The sequence below is a fragment of the Fundicoccus sp. Sow4_F4 genome, from assembly GCF_052116145.1.
Classification (GTDB): domain Bacteria; phylum Bacillota; class Bacilli; order Lactobacillales; family Aerococcaceae; genus Fundicoccus.
In genome coordinates, this window is sequence record NZ_JBQKLQ010000001.1 from 591,727 (window position 1) to 609,689 (window position 17,963).

General features: G+C 35.0%; 16 protein-coding genes and 1 pseudogene. 7 read left to right on the forward strand and 10 right to left on the reverse strand.

The window, feature by feature from the left end; genetic code table 11:
* Positions 1-128: 128 nt before the first annotated feature.
* Entirely contained in the window at positions 129-689 is a 561-nt protein-coding gene (locus tag ACTQ5J_RS02730; RefSeq protein ID WP_441750473.1) for a ClbS/DfsB family four-helix bundle protein, read from the reverse strand.
* Positions 690-1,115: 426 nt separating this feature from the next.
* Between ACTQ5J_RS02730 and ACTQ5J_RS02735 the strand changes: the two genes are divergently transcribed.
* Both ACTQ5J_RS02735 and ACTQ5J_RS02740 read left to right on the forward strand, forming a co-directional pair.
* The gene (locus ACTQ5J_RS02735) at positions 1,116-1,304 is read left to right on the forward strand and encodes a hypothetical protein (RefSeq protein ID WP_441750474.1); all 189 of its coding nucleotides are present in this window, start codon (positions 1,116-1,118) and stop codon (positions 1,302-1,304) included.
* Between the two features lie 330 nt (positions 1,305-1,634).
* A complete protein-coding gene (locus ACTQ5J_RS02740; RefSeq protein WP_441750778.1) occupies positions 1,635-1,967 on the forward strand; it encodes a phosphotransferase in 333 nt (110 codons plus the stop codon).
* Positions 1,968-2,060: 93 nt separating this feature from the next.
* Here the strand turns inward: ACTQ5J_RS02740 and ACTQ5J_RS02745 are convergent, their stop codons facing one another.
* The 3 genes from ACTQ5J_RS02745 to ACTQ5J_RS02755 form a co-directional block, all read right to left on the reverse strand.
* Complete coding sequence (locus ACTQ5J_RS02745; RefSeq protein WP_441750475.1) at positions 2,061-2,213, reverse strand: hypothetical protein; 153 nt, start codon at positions 2,211-2,213, stop codon at positions 2,061-2,063.
* Positions 2,214-2,348: 135 nt separating this feature from the next.
* Entirely contained in the window at positions 2,349-2,993 is a 645-nt protein-coding gene (locus ACTQ5J_RS02750; protein WP_441750476.1) for a hypothetical protein, read from the reverse strand.
* Positions 2,990-3,172: a hypothetical protein gene (locus ACTQ5J_RS02755; protein WP_441750477.1), complete on the reverse strand. Its 183-nt coding sequence runs from the start codon at positions 3,170-3,172 to the stop codon at positions 2,990-2,992. The genes ACTQ5J_RS02750 and ACTQ5J_RS02755 overlap by 4 nt, the downstream gene beginning before the upstream one ends.
* 375 nt (positions 3,173-3,547) lie before the next feature.
* Here ACTQ5J_RS02755 and ACTQ5J_RS02760 point away from each other — a divergent pair, with 375 nt between their 5' ends.
* Both ACTQ5J_RS02760 and ACTQ5J_RS02765 read left to right on the forward strand, forming a co-directional pair.
* On the forward strand, positions 3,548-3,793 hold the full coding sequence (locus ACTQ5J_RS02760) for a hypothetical protein (RefSeq protein WP_441750478.1): 246 nt from the start codon (positions 3,548-3,550) through the stop codon (positions 3,791-3,793).
* Positions 3,794-3,952: 159 nt separating this feature from the next.
* Positions 3,953-4,252 (forward strand): hypothetical protein, encoded by a 300-nt coding sequence (locus ACTQ5J_RS02765; protein ID WP_441750479.1) that lies wholly within the window; start codon positions 3,953-3,955, stop codon positions 4,250-4,252.
* Between the two features lie 1,914 nt (positions 4,253-6,166).
* Here ACTQ5J_RS02765 and ACTQ5J_RS02770 read toward each other — a convergent pair.
* From ACTQ5J_RS02770 to ACTQ5J_RS02790, 5 genes are all read right to left on the reverse strand, one after another.
* A complete protein-coding gene (locus ACTQ5J_RS02770; RefSeq protein ID WP_441750480.1) occupies positions 6,167-6,463 on the reverse strand; it encodes a transposase in 297 nt (98 codons plus the stop codon).
* Positions 6,464-6,568: 105 nt separating this feature from the next.
* Positions 6,569-7,150 (reverse strand): hypothetical protein, encoded by a 582-nt coding sequence (locus ACTQ5J_RS02775; RefSeq protein ID WP_441750481.1) that lies wholly within the window; start codon positions 7,148-7,150, stop codon positions 6,569-6,571.
* A gap of 575 nt (positions 7,151-7,725) precedes the next feature.
* Positions 7,726-8,463, reverse strand: a complete 738-nt coding sequence (locus tag ACTQ5J_RS02780) for a 16S rRNA pseudouridine(516) synthase (protein ID WP_441750482.1) — start codon at positions 8,461-8,463, stop codon at positions 7,726-7,728.
* A gap of 392 nt (positions 8,464-8,855) precedes the next feature.
* Positions 8,856-9,905 (reverse strand): PepSY domain-containing protein, encoded by a 1,050-nt coding sequence (locus ACTQ5J_RS02785; protein WP_441750483.1) that lies wholly within the window; start codon positions 9,903-9,905, stop codon positions 8,856-8,858.
* 396 nt (positions 9,906-10,301) lie between these two features.
* A complete protein-coding gene (locus ACTQ5J_RS02790) occupies positions 10,302-11,759 on the reverse strand; it encodes a DEAD/DEAH box helicase (protein ID WP_441750484.1) in 1,458 nt (485 codons plus the stop codon).
* 584 nt (positions 11,760-12,343) lie between these two features.
* Between ACTQ5J_RS02790 and ACTQ5J_RS02795 the strand changes: the two genes are divergently transcribed.
* The 3 genes and pseudogenes from ACTQ5J_RS02795 (at position 12,344) to ACTQ5J_RS02805 (ending at position 16,639) form a co-directional block, all read left to right on the forward strand.
* Positions 12,344-13,318 (forward strand): tocopherol cyclase family protein, encoded by a 975-nt coding sequence (locus ACTQ5J_RS02795; RefSeq protein WP_441750485.1) that lies wholly within the window; start codon positions 12,344-12,346, stop codon positions 13,316-13,318.
* Positions 13,319-13,658: 340 nt separating this feature from the next.
* Positions 13,659-14,885 (forward strand): quaternary amine ABC transporter ATP-binding protein, encoded by a 1,227-nt coding sequence (locus tag ACTQ5J_RS02800; protein WP_441750486.1) that lies wholly within the window; start codon positions 13,659-13,661, stop codon positions 14,883-14,885.
* Positions 14,878-16,639: pseudogene (locus ACTQ5J_RS02805) on the forward strand (ABC transporter permease/substrate binding protein). Before ACTQ5J_RS02800 ends, ACTQ5J_RS02805 begins: the two are co-directional and overlap by 8 nt.
* 151 nt (positions 16,640-16,790) lie before the next feature.
* Here the strand turns inward: ACTQ5J_RS02805 and ACTQ5J_RS02810 are convergent.
* The gene (locus tag ACTQ5J_RS02810; RefSeq protein WP_441750487.1) at positions 16,791-17,876 is read right to left on the reverse strand and encodes an alpha/beta hydrolase family protein; all 1,086 of its coding nucleotides are present in this window, start codon (positions 17,874-17,876) and stop codon (positions 16,791-16,793) included.
* Positions 17,877-17,963 lie beyond the last annotated feature (87 nt).

A 17,963-nucleotide genomic window follows, 5' to 3' on the forward strand; every position in this document is an offset into this window, starting at 1 on the left:
AAAGCTTAAAACTAGACGATTAATCAATTTGACTATTTTATTGTAATGTACTTCATTTCTTAAGTTATATAAACACGCTTTCTATAGAGCAGCGACAGAAAGCTAATAAACTATGTGGAAAAGGGTGATTAGTTTTTCGTTTTAGATGAATTTAACTCTCTCTTATGACGTTTATTTTTTTTAATCGCCCAGTCATAATGACTAGAGGTAGCTGAAATCCAATAACTTGCTAAGGTTGAATTTCCAGTCCAAGTTAAATACCCCTTAGTAAACAATTCCTCATCAGAGAAAGGTTCAACTAACCCCATAAGCTGAGAATGACTCTCTTTAAAAGCATGAATACTTTCATTTAGGGTGGTCTGTTGATGATTCTCCCAGATTTTTTCATTTAATCCTGAATAGTTTCTCCAATTATATGGTTCGGGTAGAAACGCTTTATTTATCCCCGATTTTTGGTTTTTAGCCCATTTTATCAGCAATTGATGCCATTCGTACAAATGAACAATAACATCTCTTACATTTTTATCACGTTTCCAATGATTGGCTTTTTGTTTATCCAGAAAGTCCTCTGGGAACATAAATGGTGTGTTTAGTTCATACGTTGACATGTTTTCTAACGTGTTAATTAGCTCTGAAAATTTCAGCTCTGATAACTCCATAAGATCTATTTTATTTGTTGGTCGTGGCATTTCAAACAATCCTTCCTTTTACGGGTCAACTTACTGTTTACCTTGTCATTATTGATAGGTTACTACTTAATGTTTCACTGCAGCAAGAGCCTTTAAATAGTTCAAATAAAAATGGCCGATGCTTTAACCATGATTTTATCTCAGTATAAATCATAAATAACCTTTATAAAAGCTACAACAGAGCTTCATACACTTAACAATTTAAAGAACCATTCTAGCCTTAGGAGAAGGGGACAATGGTAATTTGATGACATACTAGGTAGAGTGTATTAGAATTGATATACAATTAAGTTAAAAAGGTGGAATGAAAATGACAAGAATTATCATTGGACTTATCGTAGTAGCCGTCATCGCTTATACTTTATATACACAAAATAAATTCTATAAAAGAAATGATAATCAAAAGGATAAATAAGGAGACTAGTAATGCCTTTAGAATTAACAGCAATTTCAAGTAATTATGAAATAGGTGTAATCAGACGTATTAAATTTTTAACACAAGGAAAATCTACAAAAACGTGGAAAATAGAAACAGAAAATGAAGCCTACATTATGAAAACGCTACCAATAAAAGAGTCGGCAAATTTCGCTTACAATATCAGTTTACATATTTAACAAACATATCCTAATTTAACGAGCGAATTTTTGTTAAGCAAAAATAATACACCGTATTTGTTAATGAATGACACATACTATAGTGTTCAGTCATTTATTACACATAAAGACTCAACGATTCAGTTAGAGGATGTATTAAGCGATTATAATCTATTAAGAAACAAGCTAGCAAGTTTCTCATCGGAATTCGAACCCAATAATCGATTTACATTAAGTAAACTATGGACGGAATCCAGCCTTTATTTATTAAACACTCATCTTAATCTTTACAAACACGTTTCTAAAGACCTAGAGACGCTCTTAGAGCTTGATTCAAAGCGAGATACATAGATACACGGTGATCTAGGCTCCTGGAACATGCTACAAAGACCGAATGGTTCAATAAGCTTTATTGATTTTGATGAAGCAAGAGTTAGTCCAAAATATTTGGATTTAGCTGCGATTTACAGTTCCTTTATAAAGAATGACGAACAAAGATACTTACAAGGATATACAGAAGCTTTCTTAGAGCCGATGTCTGAGGAAACCAACCAGAAGGAATTATTAATGACCATCAAGTTATGGATACTAAAAGGTCTATTAACGTCTGCAAAGACCAACAATCAGGCAGTAAAGCATTTTTATCACATATATCAATTCATAGACTCTTTCAATTCAAAATAATATAATATATATTATGTAAACCCAAATTTGTAAATTAAATTAGCGAATTAAGTTTACGAAAGTTCATAACTTAATTCGCTCTCTTCTCTCTTTTTAACTGAACATGCCTAAGTATCTTTCAAAGTCTTCGATCGTCACTAAATTATGATTGATAGCATAAATATTTTCTCTGTAAAAGCCAGTGTCCGAATCCTTACTTTCATAATAGTTCTTTGTTGTTGTTTGAAATTCAAATTCATCATCCATTAAACTACCTACTAATTTAACCTTTTTATCTTCATCATGAATGTTATTCGGTATCGATATGGTCACATTGCTTAGTGGTATCGGATAATAATCACTATGTTCATTACTCTGTGAGTCAATTGAGGAATCATCCGCTTAAATCGATACATACAATTCACGATAAGTATTTATTTTTGACTGAAGATCTTCTTGCTGCATGTTCTGTAACTTATTGAAAAAGTCAGCGCTAAATTCCTTTTCTTTTGAAGTCTCACACGCACTAACTAAATAATCTATATCCATTTCAAAGTTTATGGCTAATTGAATCAACCACGGAACATCATCCGTATTAAAATACAAAATACTTCTGACTCGATCAATAAAAATCTCCTCTACAGAGTTTACTCTAAAAGTAAAGCCAAGCTCTGTTTCAAATTTTTTGACAGATTCATAGTTTCCAGCATAAGGACCTGTTAGAAACTCAATTGCTAGATCAAGTTCTTCATGATACCAATGGCGCGCATCTACTTTTACAAACTTTAATAATCCCAGTACTTCATTCATTATTTGATTTTCAGTAATAATGATATCAATATCTTTTGTCATATAATCACTATCTGTCCAAAATTCTAAACTCAAACCGCCAACAACTACGAAATACTCATCTGTATAATTCAATTTTTCGTTGCATTTTTGTTGATAGAAATTAAAAATTATCCCTACAACTTCGATTGCTCTTTCCAATCTGTGAAGGGATTTTACTTTATCTAATAAATTAGTATAGTCTTTTATAGTGTTCATTTGTCTAAAATATCCAATGTTTTTTTCTCAGCATCTGTTCTGGGTCGCTTATTTTCAGATGAGAAGTCATATTTTTTAGCTAACTCTTTAGTAACTTCTAAAATCATTTTTTTCTCATACACTACGTTTGTTTGTCTTTTTTTGCGAACTTGTTTAATGATGTTTTTCGTTGATTCCATCCGACTTCCCTCCTCTTGTTTATGTCACCCTTATTATAGCAAGAATCTAATGGAATTTATAGTATACCGAGCCTTCTTTAATTAGATGGTGTGACGAATATAATAATAGAAGACATTTACTTGGCCGATTATTAACTAATTACTCATCTCATATAGTTTGTCATGATTTTTACGCTTAAATGCATTATATGAGCACGTCATAAGAATTTTACTGCTTTATGATGGAATATAGAAAAAGTGTATACATGACAAAAAAGTAGCTTACAAGAACTAAGCACATATTTTTCTCACCAGTGAAGATTTTTTCGAAATTTGTGACAAAATTTACGCGATTCATGAACAGAAAATTATTAAGCTTTCGATGGAGGGACACCTATGAGTTATGTCACTTATTTAATGAAACTAAGTTTTAAAAATAAGCTGAACTTTTTCCCCATAGTCTTGCCAATTATTATCATTGGATTTTTTGCCATTATGAATACTAGTGCTAGTGAAAACACCAGTTATATCAATTCGATTGGTAAAGAAGTTCAAATTATGAATGATTTGCATGTTGGCTATCTGAAGATTTTAAAAGTATGTCATTCGCAACTTCATCTTTGGAAAACAACACAGCGTTAAGTAAGGGAGCTATTGAGTACGCTAAGCAAGGCAATTGGTCTGATTCTTTAGAGATCCAACCTAGTTTACTCGAAAAGAATGTATTAGCTAGTATAGAGAACGGTATGACAACTCCTAACGAATCTTATGTAAGAGCTATGTACAATCGTAAGGCTTCCTATGAAATTTTATCTGCGTGAATTTTCAGGGATTGAAATTAAAGGCTTTACCTTCACTTACAGAATGATGGATATACTCTTTCCAGCGATCTTTACGATTTGTTTAATTGCGCTACTCAGCAATATATTTGGTGTAAACCTGGTAGAGCGCATGGGTTTTGAAGATATGTTTCCTGTGAAGCAAGTTAAATGGCAATTGAAGAAAACTATTTTGATTTTTTTAATTAGTTTGTTTCTATGCTTGCTTTGGTATAGTTTCTACGTTAATGAATGGCAGTGGCTCTCTCCTCTACCCTATTAATCTATTTACAGACTCGTATTTAGAAACTATACCTTTAGCACAATTATTGGTAAAGTAGCCATATTACAAAGCTTTGGCATCTTGTTTTTAGTCTCAACCGTCTATCTAGTTTCCTTACTTGTTAAAAATCAGATGACAAGCTTGTTCATTTCGGCATTTATGATTATTGGGCCTATTCTTTTAACTGGCAATGCAGCTCCGTTAGGTAAGCTGTTGCATTTATTATCGACTACCTATTTCAATGCAACACGAGTGATTACTCATCAACTTGCAGTAGAAAATGATAATTTAAACATTTCGTTTGTAACGGGGATCTATGTACTGTTGGTGTCTTCATGCCTGATTATTTGTATTATTGTGTTCTTAAAGAAACAGCATGAAATCAAACAACTTTTCCATAAAACCAAGTGACTTTAACTTATTACAATTTATGAATCGTCATGAGTTACTACTTTTCAATTTGGAGGCTTTGGTTTTTAATAACATTCCCCTCCCCCTACACAGATTCTACTGGTAGAGGGAGGGGAATATATTAAATGAATATTTTTTTACTTTTGCTTGTCACCTGCATAAATTCATTTGTTTAAGGAGAAATTCTAAAACAAATGAATTTATTCGCATGCTTGTTTTCACGCGACGTTTTATTTTGTAATTATTATACAATAATTACACAGTTAACTAAAAAGACTCAACAACATTCAGACAACTTCACTTGATATAGGTATCTATGCAAGATTTTAATTCATCCGATAGTTAAATTGTTTTCGTTTGTCTAATATATCCGTTTTTCTCCTCAGCATCTGTTCTAGATTGCTTATTTTCAGATGAGAAGTCATATTTTTAGCTAACTCTTTAGTAACATTTAAAATCATTTTTTTCTCATATACAATATTTTTCTGTCTTTTTTACGCACTTGTTTTATACTGTCTCTTGTTAACTCCATCTGAGTTTCCTCCACTTTGGTCATAAAATGAGTATATAAAAATGTGAGAAAGCCGACAGTTTTACTTTGCCCTTTCATACATCATATAGTTGTCTAGTTCTCCTTTACTAATAATAATGAGGCACCTTTTAAATTACAAAATAATACGCAAAAGAATAAAATAGGAATTCAAAATTTACGTGAATTTATTAAAAAACTTTGTGTGTCTGTTAGAAATGTAATTTTATTGACACGAGTTGAAAAGGTATATAAAATCACAATAGAAGGTCGATAAAATATGACATTACAGAAAGGATATGTTTTATGTTTAAAAAATTTATTATCACTTATAGAAACTTGCTAATATTTTTAGGAGGACTTGTTTTAGGTCTGTTTTTAAGAACCTTTGTAAGCTTTTTCTTCTAAAAATTGTCCGATAGGTCACACTAGCTTCTGTTTGTAGCAATAGTCTGTATTTTCCGTTGCAATCTTATGTATAACTGACTTGCAAAACACACCCCAGACAAAGCTAGAATTTACCTAACTTTGTCTCGAGCTTTTTAATTATTATTTAATAAATAGTAATAATGTAACCGTCAAGTACAAATCGACAAATGGGCATGCGGACAATATCTTAGACCGAATTGTTCATAACTCCTTTAAAATATTACTCGATGGGGATATATCCATGCGAGAACGTCATGGTTTGGTGCCCTAAAATTAACGAAAGGAAATGGATCAATCTTTTTCTCTATCCTGTAAATTGCGTTTCTCGGTCTATACGAAACTTAACTAGCAATAATTGTTGTTTCTAATTTAGCATAAATAACAATATTCACAAGTCGGCCATCTTTTTAGTAATCTTTCTCTTCTGCCAGGCAATGTTGTGTGATCTCGATGCGTTATCGTTGCGTTGTTTTGCGTCCTTTAGTCATCGAGGATCTTCCTTTACGAGTGGATTTGAGTGCCTTACCATTAGTATACTGGTTTAGCTACAGCCTTAAAACAGATTCGTCGGAAATACCATAACGTTGACTGCACCCAGCAAAACTAGATGGTCCATCTTGAACCGCCTCTAACTTTAGCTCAGTAGGATAACGCTTCCACATTCTGGATTCCTTCAAGCCATCGAAACCTTCTACTTTATATTTTCTTACCCAGGTCTTCAGAGTTGTTCTACTCGTCTCATAGTTCTTCGCCACCCACTGTATACTTTGATTCTGGTCAATGACTTGTCGAACAGCTTGGTCTCGTTCTTCTAACGAATGTTTACTTCCTCTTTTATACATAGAAATAGCCCCTAATAAAGCAATCAGAGTTTTTTGGTTTCTCTTTCTACTTTATTGGGAGCATATCACTATGACATAAAGTATTTTTTTAGATTAGTAAGCTACTCAATTACTTTCGCTAAATGTATAATCGTATACTTCTTCCAAAAACGACTGTTCATCTATTTCACTAATAATAAAAACTGTTTTACCCCATAATTTAATTACCCATTTTCCATCCGAATTCTTTTGGTAATGAGGATTTTTAATAATATATTCCTCAGGAAAATCGATTTCTTCAAATTCAATTTCTGGTAAATAATCGCTAACGAGTTGATTAATCATCTCTTGGTTCATCTCAGGCGTTATCTGATCAGCGACTTCTTTGTAGATAGCAGCATAATCAATGTTAAAATGCTTTAAATAGTCAACTGCAGGATTAGTCGGATTTATTTTTTCAGAAATAGCTTTCTCCTCGAAATTCCTCATATCTACGTTAAACTGGCTCGTCTTCACAACGTCCTCTGCATCAAGGTTCATTAATATTTTAATAGATGACTCATTAAATTCAATTGTTTTTACAGCTAATGAACTATCAGCATTTTCAAAAAATCCTTGATATGGAAAAATCTCTTCAGCGCTGGCAGTACTGTTGAAACCTACAAAAGAAAATAAAAACAAATTTAGTAAAAGAATATATTTTTTCATACCAATCCTCCTAATTATAGTAGTTAATTACTAATAATAAATATCAATTAAGGTGGGAATAATATAATACAAGAAACTCTTATTTCATACTCAACAAATTGTAAATCGTTCCTTCACGATTTCAATTTAGTTATATCGGAATATAGAGAAGTTTAATCATTCGATTGCTATTATATTCACAAATGTATTTTGGACTTAAGCTCAAGCTCGACGTTTTTTCACAGCATCCCCCTTTACAGTTGAATAATTGTAATAGTACAGAATTAAATTAAATATTTATAAAACAAACCTTTAGTTTATTCGTAAATTTTTATTGATGCTATTCAACGACCATCTTAACATTTAAACCTCAACATGAAAACATTGATATAGTCAACACTTTAGATTTTGAAAAAATTTTAGCATATTCGGGTCTTTTACAGTTTCACCCCTCAAAAAGTCTCACTAAACCTATTGGAGGCTGCTGAAAAAGCACCGTTTTTAACAAAATGTAGTTAATTACTGGGTTCATGAAACTCATCTACTTTACGCATTAAATGGAAAGTAGATTTTCTATAATTAAAATAAGAGGATTTTTAGCTATTAGTCGATTTATACCTAAAATATGGAGCCAAAGAGAGTAACTCGTTCAATGTTAAGTCTCTATACTCGCCTAGTTGGAGACTGCTTTCTAGTTTTAAGGGTCCCATTTCAATTCGTTTTAAATAGATTACTTTTTTACCTTGTGCCAAGAACATTTTTTTCACTTGATGAAATTTTCCTTCTTGAATCGTAAGCTGAACCTTGCTAGTTCCTTGATTGGTAGATAAAACCTTTAGTTTAGCTGGCAGACATTTTACACCGCCAATGAAGACAATTCCTTTTCTAAAAGCTAGCACATCCTCATGGGTAACATCTTCGTTAATAATCGCCTCGTAAGTTTTCGAAACTTTTTTATTAGGTATCAGTAGCTGATAGCCTAATGGTCCGTTATCAGTAATCAACAATAAGCCCTCAGTATCTCGATCTAAGCGACCAACTGGATACAATTTGTCGTTTAGATCCTCTGGTCTTAATAAATCGATAACTGTCTGGCAATCACGGTCTTTTCTAGCAGTCACAACCCCTGCCGGTTTATTCATTAAATAGTAACGATGCGACGGAATGGGTATTTCTCTTTCTTTAACTGTGAGCGTATGTATTTGACTCTCGACATTAAAACTGCCATTAATAATTATTCTATCGTTAATTTTTACTAATCGCCGTTGAAATAAGCGTTTAATATCCTTTTTAGAACCCATTTGATGTTGAGCTAGCACTTCGTCAATCCGCATGGTTACACTCACTTTCTCGCATTATCTAAATTTTACTAAAGCTAAGTTTACTATAACTTGCTAGCGCTTGTAAATTTGATTAATGAGAAAAAGGGAGCTATAACCTATTATCTCTAGTAAACCTTTGCTTCTTCTATTTTTTTCTTACAAACATAGTCTTATAGCAACCAGTAGATATTCAAGTTTTCCGTTTTGATTGTTTTGATACCACTAGGTGTATTCGGCCAAAATGGAATATCCTTTAAAAGAAAAGAAAAGTGCGCATCATCTTTAATGACACGCACTCCTTGAAACCTATATTATTTGTAATTGACTGCTACAACATATGAAGACAAACCTTGTTCTACGGTGCAATATTTCTAGTTTAATATTCTGAAAAATAAAGGTTCGACTTATTCGGATGACTCTTCGCTGGTTGATTCAGTATCAGATGAATTTTCAATACTTTCAGGTGTATCAATATCTTCTAAATTGATAATATCACCAGTGACTGCGTCGATACGGATTTCACTATCCTCTTGATCTTCTTCAGTATTATTTTCAATATCGATGGTCCAGATTGGATTTTCATAACCATCTTCCCAGAACTCATACCAATCAGGATCGTCCACCGTTAAGTTCCATTGTGTAATCTCGCCTACTCCAAACTCTGCCGTTGCAATTTCAACCGCTTCATCTAGAGAAATTAATACTTCTAAATCAAGTCCACGTCTTTCTTGCGTCTCATTAGTATCGTCGGTTTCTTCGTCGACTAAAGTATCTCCTTCAACCGATTCCTCGGACATTGATTCAGAAGTACCTTCTTCTACACTGGTTTCAGTATCAGTAGCAGTTGTATCTGTTGAGTCAGAAGCGTCTGTATTAAATAGCCCTTCATTAAAAGCTTGTTCGCGGATGTCGCCGTTGACCCACTCAATTTCTAATTCGAAACTATTATCTTCGGCATCAAATCCATTAATCGTTATTTGATAGACATCTTCTGTTTCTGTTGTCTCTTCATCTTCATCAGCATCATCATCATCTCTGTCCAACTCTACATCAATCTCTTCAATTTCTGCATCAGGATATTCCTGTTGGAAAATATTGAGTGCTTCTTCCACACCTTGTTGAACAAGACTCGCTTCTATTTCAGCTACTTCTTCGCTTACTTCTGTTGAGGTATCTTCAGTTGTCGACTCAGTCGTTTCTTCGACTGACTCTTCAGATCTTTCCTCTGTACTTTCCTCAGAGCTTTCATCTGTATTCTCCTCCGACGATTCTTCCGTCGACGTTTCAGAACTTTCTTCTGTTGACTCTTCCGGTAATTCTTCGCTTGGATCCTCCACTTGCTCACTCGACTCCGACGTATCATCTTGAGCCCACACAACAGGCGCGACAGCTACACTTGCTAATAAGGTCGTACTCAAACCAACTAAAACCATTTGACGTAATGACTTCTTCATAATATATCTCTCCTCCTGATTTTCTAAAAATTCAATTACCTTACTTACTCACAGTTTAATAATCATTAAATCACTTGAAAAACATAATGCATCGATTTATCTTAAGAGCGCGCAAGTTTAAATAATAATTAACTTTAATCTATAAGAATCTTAAACTAAGTATTTTCTTGTTTTGATTTTTCTATAAAGGTGGATTAACGGTAATGAATTAACATGTCCTTCTTAGCATTGATGTTAAGCATTTCCTGTCTATCGTTATGCACCTAACTTATGACGACAAAAAACACTAAATATTATCACTCAAACGAATGAATATCTAGTGTTTTTTAGTCTGCTGGTTGATACTAATTGTTTAATATTCTGTTACATTGACTTACGTTTTGAAGGAGTAGTTTATTAATCTTTAGCTTTATGGACTTTAAGTTTTTTACCTTTAACTGTACGATTCTGCATTTCAAAAACGACATAAGGTCCTTTTCCATTTAATATTTCAATATAGGTGACATTTTCTTGAATCGTGATGATTCCGATGTCGTCAGCTGAAACATCTTTAATACTAGTGAGTGTTCCTACGAAGTCAACGGCACGTAATTTTTTCTTCTTACCACCGTTAAAGTAAACTTTGGTAATATCTTTATCTAGTTCTTTCGCACGATTATTTTTCCGCACAATACGCGTTTGAATTTTCTTTTCAAAAGCTTCTTTCGCACGAGTCACAGTACGTTCATTAGGTGCATAAATTTCTGTCGCTTGCTGATCACCCTCAAAAGCGTAATCGCTAATTTCTTCCCAACGTCTTTGATCGTAATCATTAATCATCGTCAAAGCAATACCTGTCTTACCGGCACGTCCTGTTCGGCCTGTACGGTGAGTAAAACTCTCTTTTTCAAACGGTACGTCGTAATTTATAACATGCGTGACATTTTCAATATCAATTCCACGAGCTGCAACATCTGTCGCTATCAAGTAACGTAATTTTCCTGAACGAAACTCATCCATCACGGCTAAACGGTCATCTTGATCCATGCCACCATGTAACTTATCAATCGGTAGGCTAGCTTTATATAAGAAGGCATCCACCGAATCGACAACATCCTTTGTATTACAGAAAATGATACAAGCATCCGGATTTTCTATTGTTAATAAATCTAACAATAATTGCTCCTTATTTGCTTCACGTACTTTAATGTAAGAATGATTAATTTTAGGTGTGTTAGCTTCTGTTGGAGCCATTTTAACTGCCTGACGGTCTGCTTTCATATAAAAAGTTGCTAAGCGTTCGACTTCAGCTGGCATAGTCGCTGAAAATAACATTGTTTGACGTTCTTTTGGTAAGTAACTGATAATATCTTCCACTTGATCAATGAAGCCCATATTAAGCATCTCATCTGCTTCATCTAGGACTAAGCTTTGAACTTTATCTACGACTAATGTTCCTTCTTTTAAATGATCTAAAATTCGGCCAGGCGTACCAACCACGATATGACTTTTCTGTTTTAATTCAGATTTTTGAGTTTTAAAGGGAGATTTACCATAAACTGCCGTTACTTTAATTCGTTTTAATCGACCCACGTTCATGATTTCAGACTTAATCTGTAAGGCTAATTCACGTGTAGGCACTAAAATTAAGGCTTGTGGTCGATTTTCTTCCCATACTGCTTGTTCACATAATGGGATACCAAATGCAACGGTCTTCCCGCTCCCTGTTTGAGATTCCACGATAATGTCCTGATTATCTAGCGCCAAAGGTATGACCGCTTCTTGGACCGCTGTTGGGTTAAAATAACGTAAGCTCGTTAATGCTTTTGTGATGTCGGAACTAATTCCGAATGATTCAAATGATATATTTTTCATAATTTCCTGCTTTCTTTTTCTTCGCTGAATCATTATATCAGAATAAGAGGAAGATTACTGTTAAAATCGGACATTTTAAAGATAATTATTGCTTAAATTTACTATTTATGTCTAATATCGATAGGGCCTATAATAATATATGAACCGTTTAAGTATCAAAACATTATTTTGACTATCATAATATCAACTATATAATTTATATTGAAAGCGCACACTTTGCTTAGTTCTAATTCAGGTGGAAACTGAGTTTTGTGAAGCAGTTTGAAATCTTTGAGCCACTTTACAGCACTCAATGGTCCAATTATCATCCCAATGGGATATCGATTAGAGTGATTCTTGAACGTTTTGGAAAATTTAATTAGCTAATGAAACTGACGGACATGTGATTGTAATCAGATTTGATGTACCCGATGGTGCCATCTTCCAAATTAAAAAGGTATCCTCCATCTTTGAAAGTCTATTAGCGAATTCTAAAATTGGGTGATATTTTTTGGGGGGCTTAGTTTTGTGGCTAAGTGTATTGTTATTCTCTCGTTAATGCTTATGTTATGAATATATCAATTATATTTATTAGGAGTGGTGAGATGCCAACTAACTTAAGAAATCCCCTACTCTTTCAAGGGGATTTAAAGAAATCCAATTATTTTGAAGGTTGGTATTACAAACAAGTCTCTCAAGACCAAAAAACAAGCTTGAGCTTTATTCCAGGCATCAGTTTAAACAAGTCGGATGAGCACAGTTTTATTCAATATATACTAGTACAAGCCGATGATACTGGCCAAACCTCAACCTTAACCGGCTATATTCGTTATCCCTTAGCTTCATTTAATTTTGAAAATAATCCTTTTGAAGTTCAGATTGGTAACTCTGTGTTTAGAGAAGATAACATCGCTGTTGATTTAAAAGATGAACACATTGAAATTAATGGTCAACTTAACTTAGGTTCTTTCTTACCCATTGAAAGTTCTCTTCTTATGCCCAATATTATGGGAATCTTTGCTTACACTCCTAAAATGGAATGCTATCACGGTGTCATCAGTATGGATCACACTCTGGAAGGTCAATTAACAATCAACCAAAAAACGATTCAATTTTTGGATGGCAAAGGATATATCGAAAAGGATTGGGGGACTTCATTTCCTAAACGTTATATCTGGCTTCAAAGTAATCACTTTGAAGAGTCGTCGACCAGCATATTTTTCTCGATTGCTCATATCCCCTTTCATTTCACTGAATTTGAAGGCTTTATTTGTAATCTGGTTCATCATGGAATCGAATATCGTTTTGCGACTTACAATTTAAGTTGCTGTTCTATAGAAGAGGTTTCTTCCAACCAAGTCCGTTTACGACTGGAAAACCGGAAGGCATCCTTAGAAATTGTGGCTGAGGTAACAGATCGTGCAGAATTAATTGCTCCTGTTAAAGGCATTATGCAGAAGACTATCAAAGAAGGTATAAGTGGCGTCTTAGCTATCCGTCTTGAAAATAAACAGACGGGTGAAGTATTTAAAGATATTGGCCGTCATGCTGGGGTTGAAATTGTCGATTATCACGTTTAATTTTCTTTGCTATATAGATGCAAAAAACTAGCCAGTCTTTTGGCTAGTTTTTTTATTTGGGGAATCAGAGGCTTGCTTGTTTCATTTAAGAGATAGTTGCGATTTTTTCATCTAATCCTTCGTGTGTATGATTTAAGTGACTATCACCCTTATCGCCTTATGAGAGTTTCTCATCTAATCATTACCATATTCTTAGAATTATATGAGCTTAGCAATTGTAAACGGCAACATGTACTAAAGCTTGTGAAATTTGTGAATCCTTGTTTTACAGGGCTTTCTATCTATGTTAAGCTACAAAACAGTCAATATTACAAATTAATTACAAGAAACGAGGCAAATTGTGACTAAATTAAGAGTCGAAAATTTAACGAAAATATTTGGTAAACAAGATAAAGAAGCTTTGAATTTGATGAATCAAGGGCAAAGTAAAGAAGAAATTTTGAATGCTACGGGTGCGACAATTGGTGTCAATCAGGCGTCTTTTGATGTTCAAGAAGGTGAAATCTTTGTTATCATGGGCTTGTCGGGTAGTGGTAAGTCCACGTTGGTGAGAATGTTAAATCGTTTGATTGAACCGACGAGTGGTAACATTTTTATTGATGAGACGAATATCTCTACTATGAATAAGAAGAATTTACGTAATGTGCGTCGTAAGAAAATTAGTATGGTTTTCCAAAACTTCGGTCTTTTCCCCCATCGTACGATTCTCGAGAATACAGAGTATGGTCTTGAAGTTCAGGGTGTGGATGCGAAAGTTCGCCGCAACAAAGCTGAGAAGGCTTTGGAGAATGCTGGTTTACTTGCTTATAAAGATCAGTTTCCGGATCAATTATCTGGTGGGATGCAACAGCGTGTCGGGCTAGCTAGAGCGCTCGCAAATGATCCTGATATTCTGTTAATGGATGAGGCTTTCTCTGCCTTAGATCCTTTAATTCGTCGCGATATGCAGGATGAATTGCTTGAGATGCAGAAAACAATGAATAAAACGATTATTTTCATTACGCATGATTTGAACGAGTCCTTGAGATTGGGTAATCGGATTGCAATTATGAAAGATGGCGAGGTTGTTCAAATTGGTACGGGGCAAGAGATTTTGTCTAATCCCGCCAATGAGTATGTGACGCGTTTTGTCGAGGACATTGATCGTACGAAAGTTTATACAGCCGAACATATTATGGAAGAACCAACGGCCGTTTCTAAAGAGATGGATACGCCTGCGGTTGCTTTAAAAATGATGGAAGATGAAGGGATGAATAATATTCTTGTCGTTGATGATAAGCAGCAATTAGTTGGTTATGTCACACATGAGGAAGTTGAGAAGTTATTGAAATTGGATCATACGACGATTTCTAGTGCGATTCAAAGTGATGTCCCTGAAGTTGCTTCTGGCGTGTTAATCGACCATCTTTTTGATGTCATTCATGATTCAGAAACACCGGTTGCCGTCACAGATAAAGACGGAAAAATCGAAGGTGTCATTGTCAGAAGTAATGTTATCGGTGCGATGACGACGGATTATGATCTCAATGATACACAAGACAGAAAGGAGTCGGCGACCGATGAGTAGTTTATTAGATTTTTTCCCCCACTTACCTGTCTCACAGTGGATGACGCAGTTAATTGAATGGTTAACGGTTCACTTGAGTTTTATTTTTGATAGTATTAAAGAGTTTGGGACAAGCTTGATGGAAGGTACGACTCAAGTGCTGTTATTCATTCCCCCGCTTGTATTTATAGTGATCGTTATGTTTATTGCTTACTGGGTGACTGGTAAGAAGTTTGGTTTAGCTGTTTTTGCTGGTATTGGTTTATGGTATATCCATAACCAAAACCTCTGGACAAATATGTTAAACACCTTAACTTTAATCATTGCGGCAAGTTTAATTTCCATCATTATTGGTGTACCCCTAGGTATTGTGATGGCTAAGAGTAAGTTTTTAGAGCGTATTTTACAGCCTGCTTTAGACTTTATGCAAACAATGCCAGCCTTTGTTTATTTAATACCGGCTGTGTCATTCTTTGGAACTGGTGTCGTACCTGGTGTATTTGCGTCTGTGATTTTCGCTTTACCACCAATTGTCAGATTTACGAATTTAGGTATCCGTCAAGTGCCTGAAGAACTTGTTGAAGCTGCTGAATCTTTCGGTAGTACAGGTTGGCAAAAATTAGTGAAGGTGGAATTGCCAAATGCTAAATCAACGATTATGGCTGGTGCTAACCAAACGGTTCTGCTTGCCCTATCGATGGTTGTTACAGCCTCAATGATTGGTGCGCCTGGTTTAGGAACCGATGTTTTAACTGCCTTACAACGTGGCCATGTTGGTTCAGGTTTCGTGTCAGGCTTTGCTTTAGTGGTGATGGCAATATTAATTGACCGTATCTTGCAAAGTATTAACAGAAAAAACGCTCAATAAGCAGAAAGGATTAAATCACATGAAAAAATTATCTATAAGTAAAATCCTTGGCTTATTGTTAGTTCTGTTGATGGTTAGCGAATTAGCCTATAGTCTGACTCAAACAGAATTTACAAGTAAACAACAAGGTGAAACTATTCAACTCGTTCATAATCCTTGGGATACTGAAGTAGCATCAACTAACGTGATTGCTTTGGTTTTAGAAGAAGCAGGTTATAATGTGCGATTGGTTTCTGTCGACAATGCGATTATGTTTGAATCGGTTGCTTCAGGTGAGTCAGATGCGTTAACTGCTGCTTGGTTACCAACGACCCATGGCTCAATTTTTTCTAGTTACGAGGATCAAGTCGTCGATCTTGGCCCTAACTTAGATGGAGCCAGAAGCGGATTAGTAGTTCCTAGTTACATGGACATTGATTCAATTGATGAATTGGATCAAGAAGCCGCTAAGAATATTGTTGGAATTGAGCCAGGTGCCGGGATTATGATACAAACGGAACTGGTTATGCAAGAGTATGACAATTTAAGCGATTGGACGTTAGAGTCCCCTTCTACTGGTGCTATGTTAGCATTATTAAAAGATGCTTTAAACAATGAAGAAGACATTGTGTTGACTGGTTGGACACCTCATTGGAAGTTCCAGCGTTATGACTTGAAATTCTTAGAGGATCCGTTAAATGTTTACGGTGAATCAGAACAAATTCATACACTTGTGCGCCATGGTCTCAAAGAAGATATGCCAGAAGCTTACCAAATTCTTGATAACTTCTTCTGGACAGTTGAAGATATGGAAAGCGTCACATTAGAAATGGAAAATGGTGTGACGGAAAGACAAGCTGCTCAAAACTGGCTTGACCAAAATCGTGATAAAGTTGACCAATGGTTAGCTGAGTTACCTGAAAATTAATATACAAAGCTCCCCTCTGCGCAAATTATCTTGTGGCAGCGGGGAGCTTTTATGCTTTATAATGACTAACGGTTCCGGTGGCTTGTAGGGGTATATCGATTCTGTCGATTTTTTCCGTAAGGAATTCTTGTTGATGTAACAGCTTAGTCACTTAGTATTCTAAATTCTCTAAAAAGTTCAAACTAGCCTGATTAATTTCAGCCAATTTTTCATAGGCTGGCTTCGTATTTAGCCCACCATCTAATAAGTTTGTCACCGTAGGAGTCACCAGCGATAAATCGGTTAAGCCAATATGACCACTTCCAGCGATGTGAACATTCACGAATTTGGCTGATTGACTGTTAATTAGGCGCTGATTCATCTCATAAGTTGTAATCTCATCGAGCCTACCCCAGAGCGCATCCGAATAAAAATGTAGGACTGGTAATGGGTATTCCTCCGTTACAAAAAGATACTCATCGCCCTCAATCCCTTGAATATCACCAAAGAACGGTGCCTCTAATGAAATGACGCCAATCAGTTCATCTGCTCTTTCCCGACCAACTTCCAAAGCAGCCGAGCCACCTAATGAATGTCCAGCTAATAGAATCGCTTGCGGATTAATTCTTTCTAAATACGTTTGATTGATCTCGTCTTGAAGAATACTATCCAACACAAAATTTATATCTTCCACCCGAATCTCTTGCCAGTCGACAAAACGTTCTAAAGTTCCTTGTAAATCCTCTGATCCTTGTGAGTTAATGACACTTTGAAAAAAACTAGAATCTACTAAAATTGTTTGACCATCTGATAAAGTACTCGCAAACGAATGATAAGGATGATCTAAGCTTGCAATCGCATAGCCGTGAGAAGCTAATTCTAAAAACAATGATTCGTTTGATTCTGCAACACCAAAGGAACCATGAGAGAATATAATCAGTGGATATTGCTCGTTTTCAGACTGTGAAGGCAACCATAATTTTACTGGAATTTCCCTTTGACTTTCATTTGTTGCATAGTCTGGAAATGCTGTTTCGTGTTTGAAGTATAAGGTTTCAGTTATAACAGTCAGTTGGCCAGATGTTTTTAAAGGTTCATGAAATGGAAAGAGAAGTTGAAAACTAACGAAGCCGATGCCTAGCAATACAAGCAACAAGCTCAAATTTTTCTTCCACCAAGGTCTAATTTTACGAGTAATTACCAGTATAAATGCACTTGCCAGTAGAATGATTAAGACTAACCAGATAAAAGCTTCCATCGATGACCTCCAATTGTTTTATACTTAAACTATAAATTAATCCAGTTAAACTTACTAGTTACATTTGTCATCCTGTCGGTGATTAAT

What these genes read in the sequence shown, in the direction of transcription:
- ACTQ5J_RS02810 (WP_441750487.1), bottom strand. Translation starts at nt 17,876, where the DNA reads ATGGAAGCTTTTATCTGGTTAGTCTTAATCATTCTACTGGCAAGTGCA.
- ACTQ5J_RS02770 (WP_441750480.1), bottom strand. Translation starts at nt 6,463, where the DNA reads ATGTATAAAAGAGGAAGTAAACATTCGTTAGAAGAACGAGACCAAGCT.
- ACTQ5J_RS02755 (WP_441750477.1), bottom strand. Translation starts at nt 3,172, where the DNA reads ATGGAATCAACGAAAAACATCATTAAACAAGTTCGCAAAAAAAGACAA.
- ACTQ5J_RS02745 (WP_441750475.1), bottom strand. Translation starts at nt 2,213, where the DNA reads ATGGATGATGAATTTGAATTTCAAACAACAACAAAGAACTATTATGAA.
- ACTQ5J_RS02760 (WP_441750478.1), top strand. Translation starts at nt 3,548, where the DNA reads ATGAGTTATGTCACTTATTTAATGAAACTAAGTTTTAAAAATAAGCTG.
- ACTQ5J_RS02775 (WP_441750481.1), bottom strand. Translation starts at nt 7,150, where the DNA reads ATGAAAAAATATATTCTTTTACTAAATTTGTTTTTATTTTCTTTTGTA.
- ACTQ5J_RS02730 (WP_441750473.1), bottom strand. Translation starts at nt 689, where the DNA reads ATGCCACGACCAACAAATAAAATAGATCTTATGGAGTTATCAGAGCTG.
- ACTQ5J_RS02735 (WP_441750474.1), top strand. Translation starts at nt 1,116, where the DNA reads ATGCCTTTAGAATTAACAGCAATTTCAAGTAATTATGAAATAGGTGTA.
- ACTQ5J_RS02780 (WP_441750482.1), bottom strand. Translation starts at nt 8,463, where the DNA reads ATGCGGATTGACGAAGTGCTAGCTCAACATCAAATGGGTTCTAAAAAG.
- ACTQ5J_RS02765 (WP_441750479.1), top strand. Translation starts at nt 3,953, where the DNA reads ATGAAATTTTATCTGCGTGAATTTTCAGGGATTGAAATTAAAGGCTTT.
- ACTQ5J_RS02790 (WP_441750484.1), bottom strand. Translation starts at nt 11,759, where the DNA reads ATGAAAAATATATCATTTGAATCATTCGGAATTAGTTCCGACATCACA.
- ACTQ5J_RS02785 (WP_441750483.1), bottom strand. Translation starts at nt 9,905, where the DNA reads ATGAAGAAGTCATTACGTCAAATGGTTTTAGTTGGTTTGAGTACGACC.
- ACTQ5J_RS02795 (WP_441750485.1), top strand. Translation starts at nt 12,344, where the DNA reads ATGCCAACTAACTTAAGAAATCCCCTACTCTTTCAAGGGGATTTAAAG.
- ACTQ5J_RS02750 (WP_441750476.1), bottom strand. Translation starts at nt 2,993, where the DNA reads ATGAACACTATAAAAGACTATACTAATTTATTAGATAAAGTAAAATCC.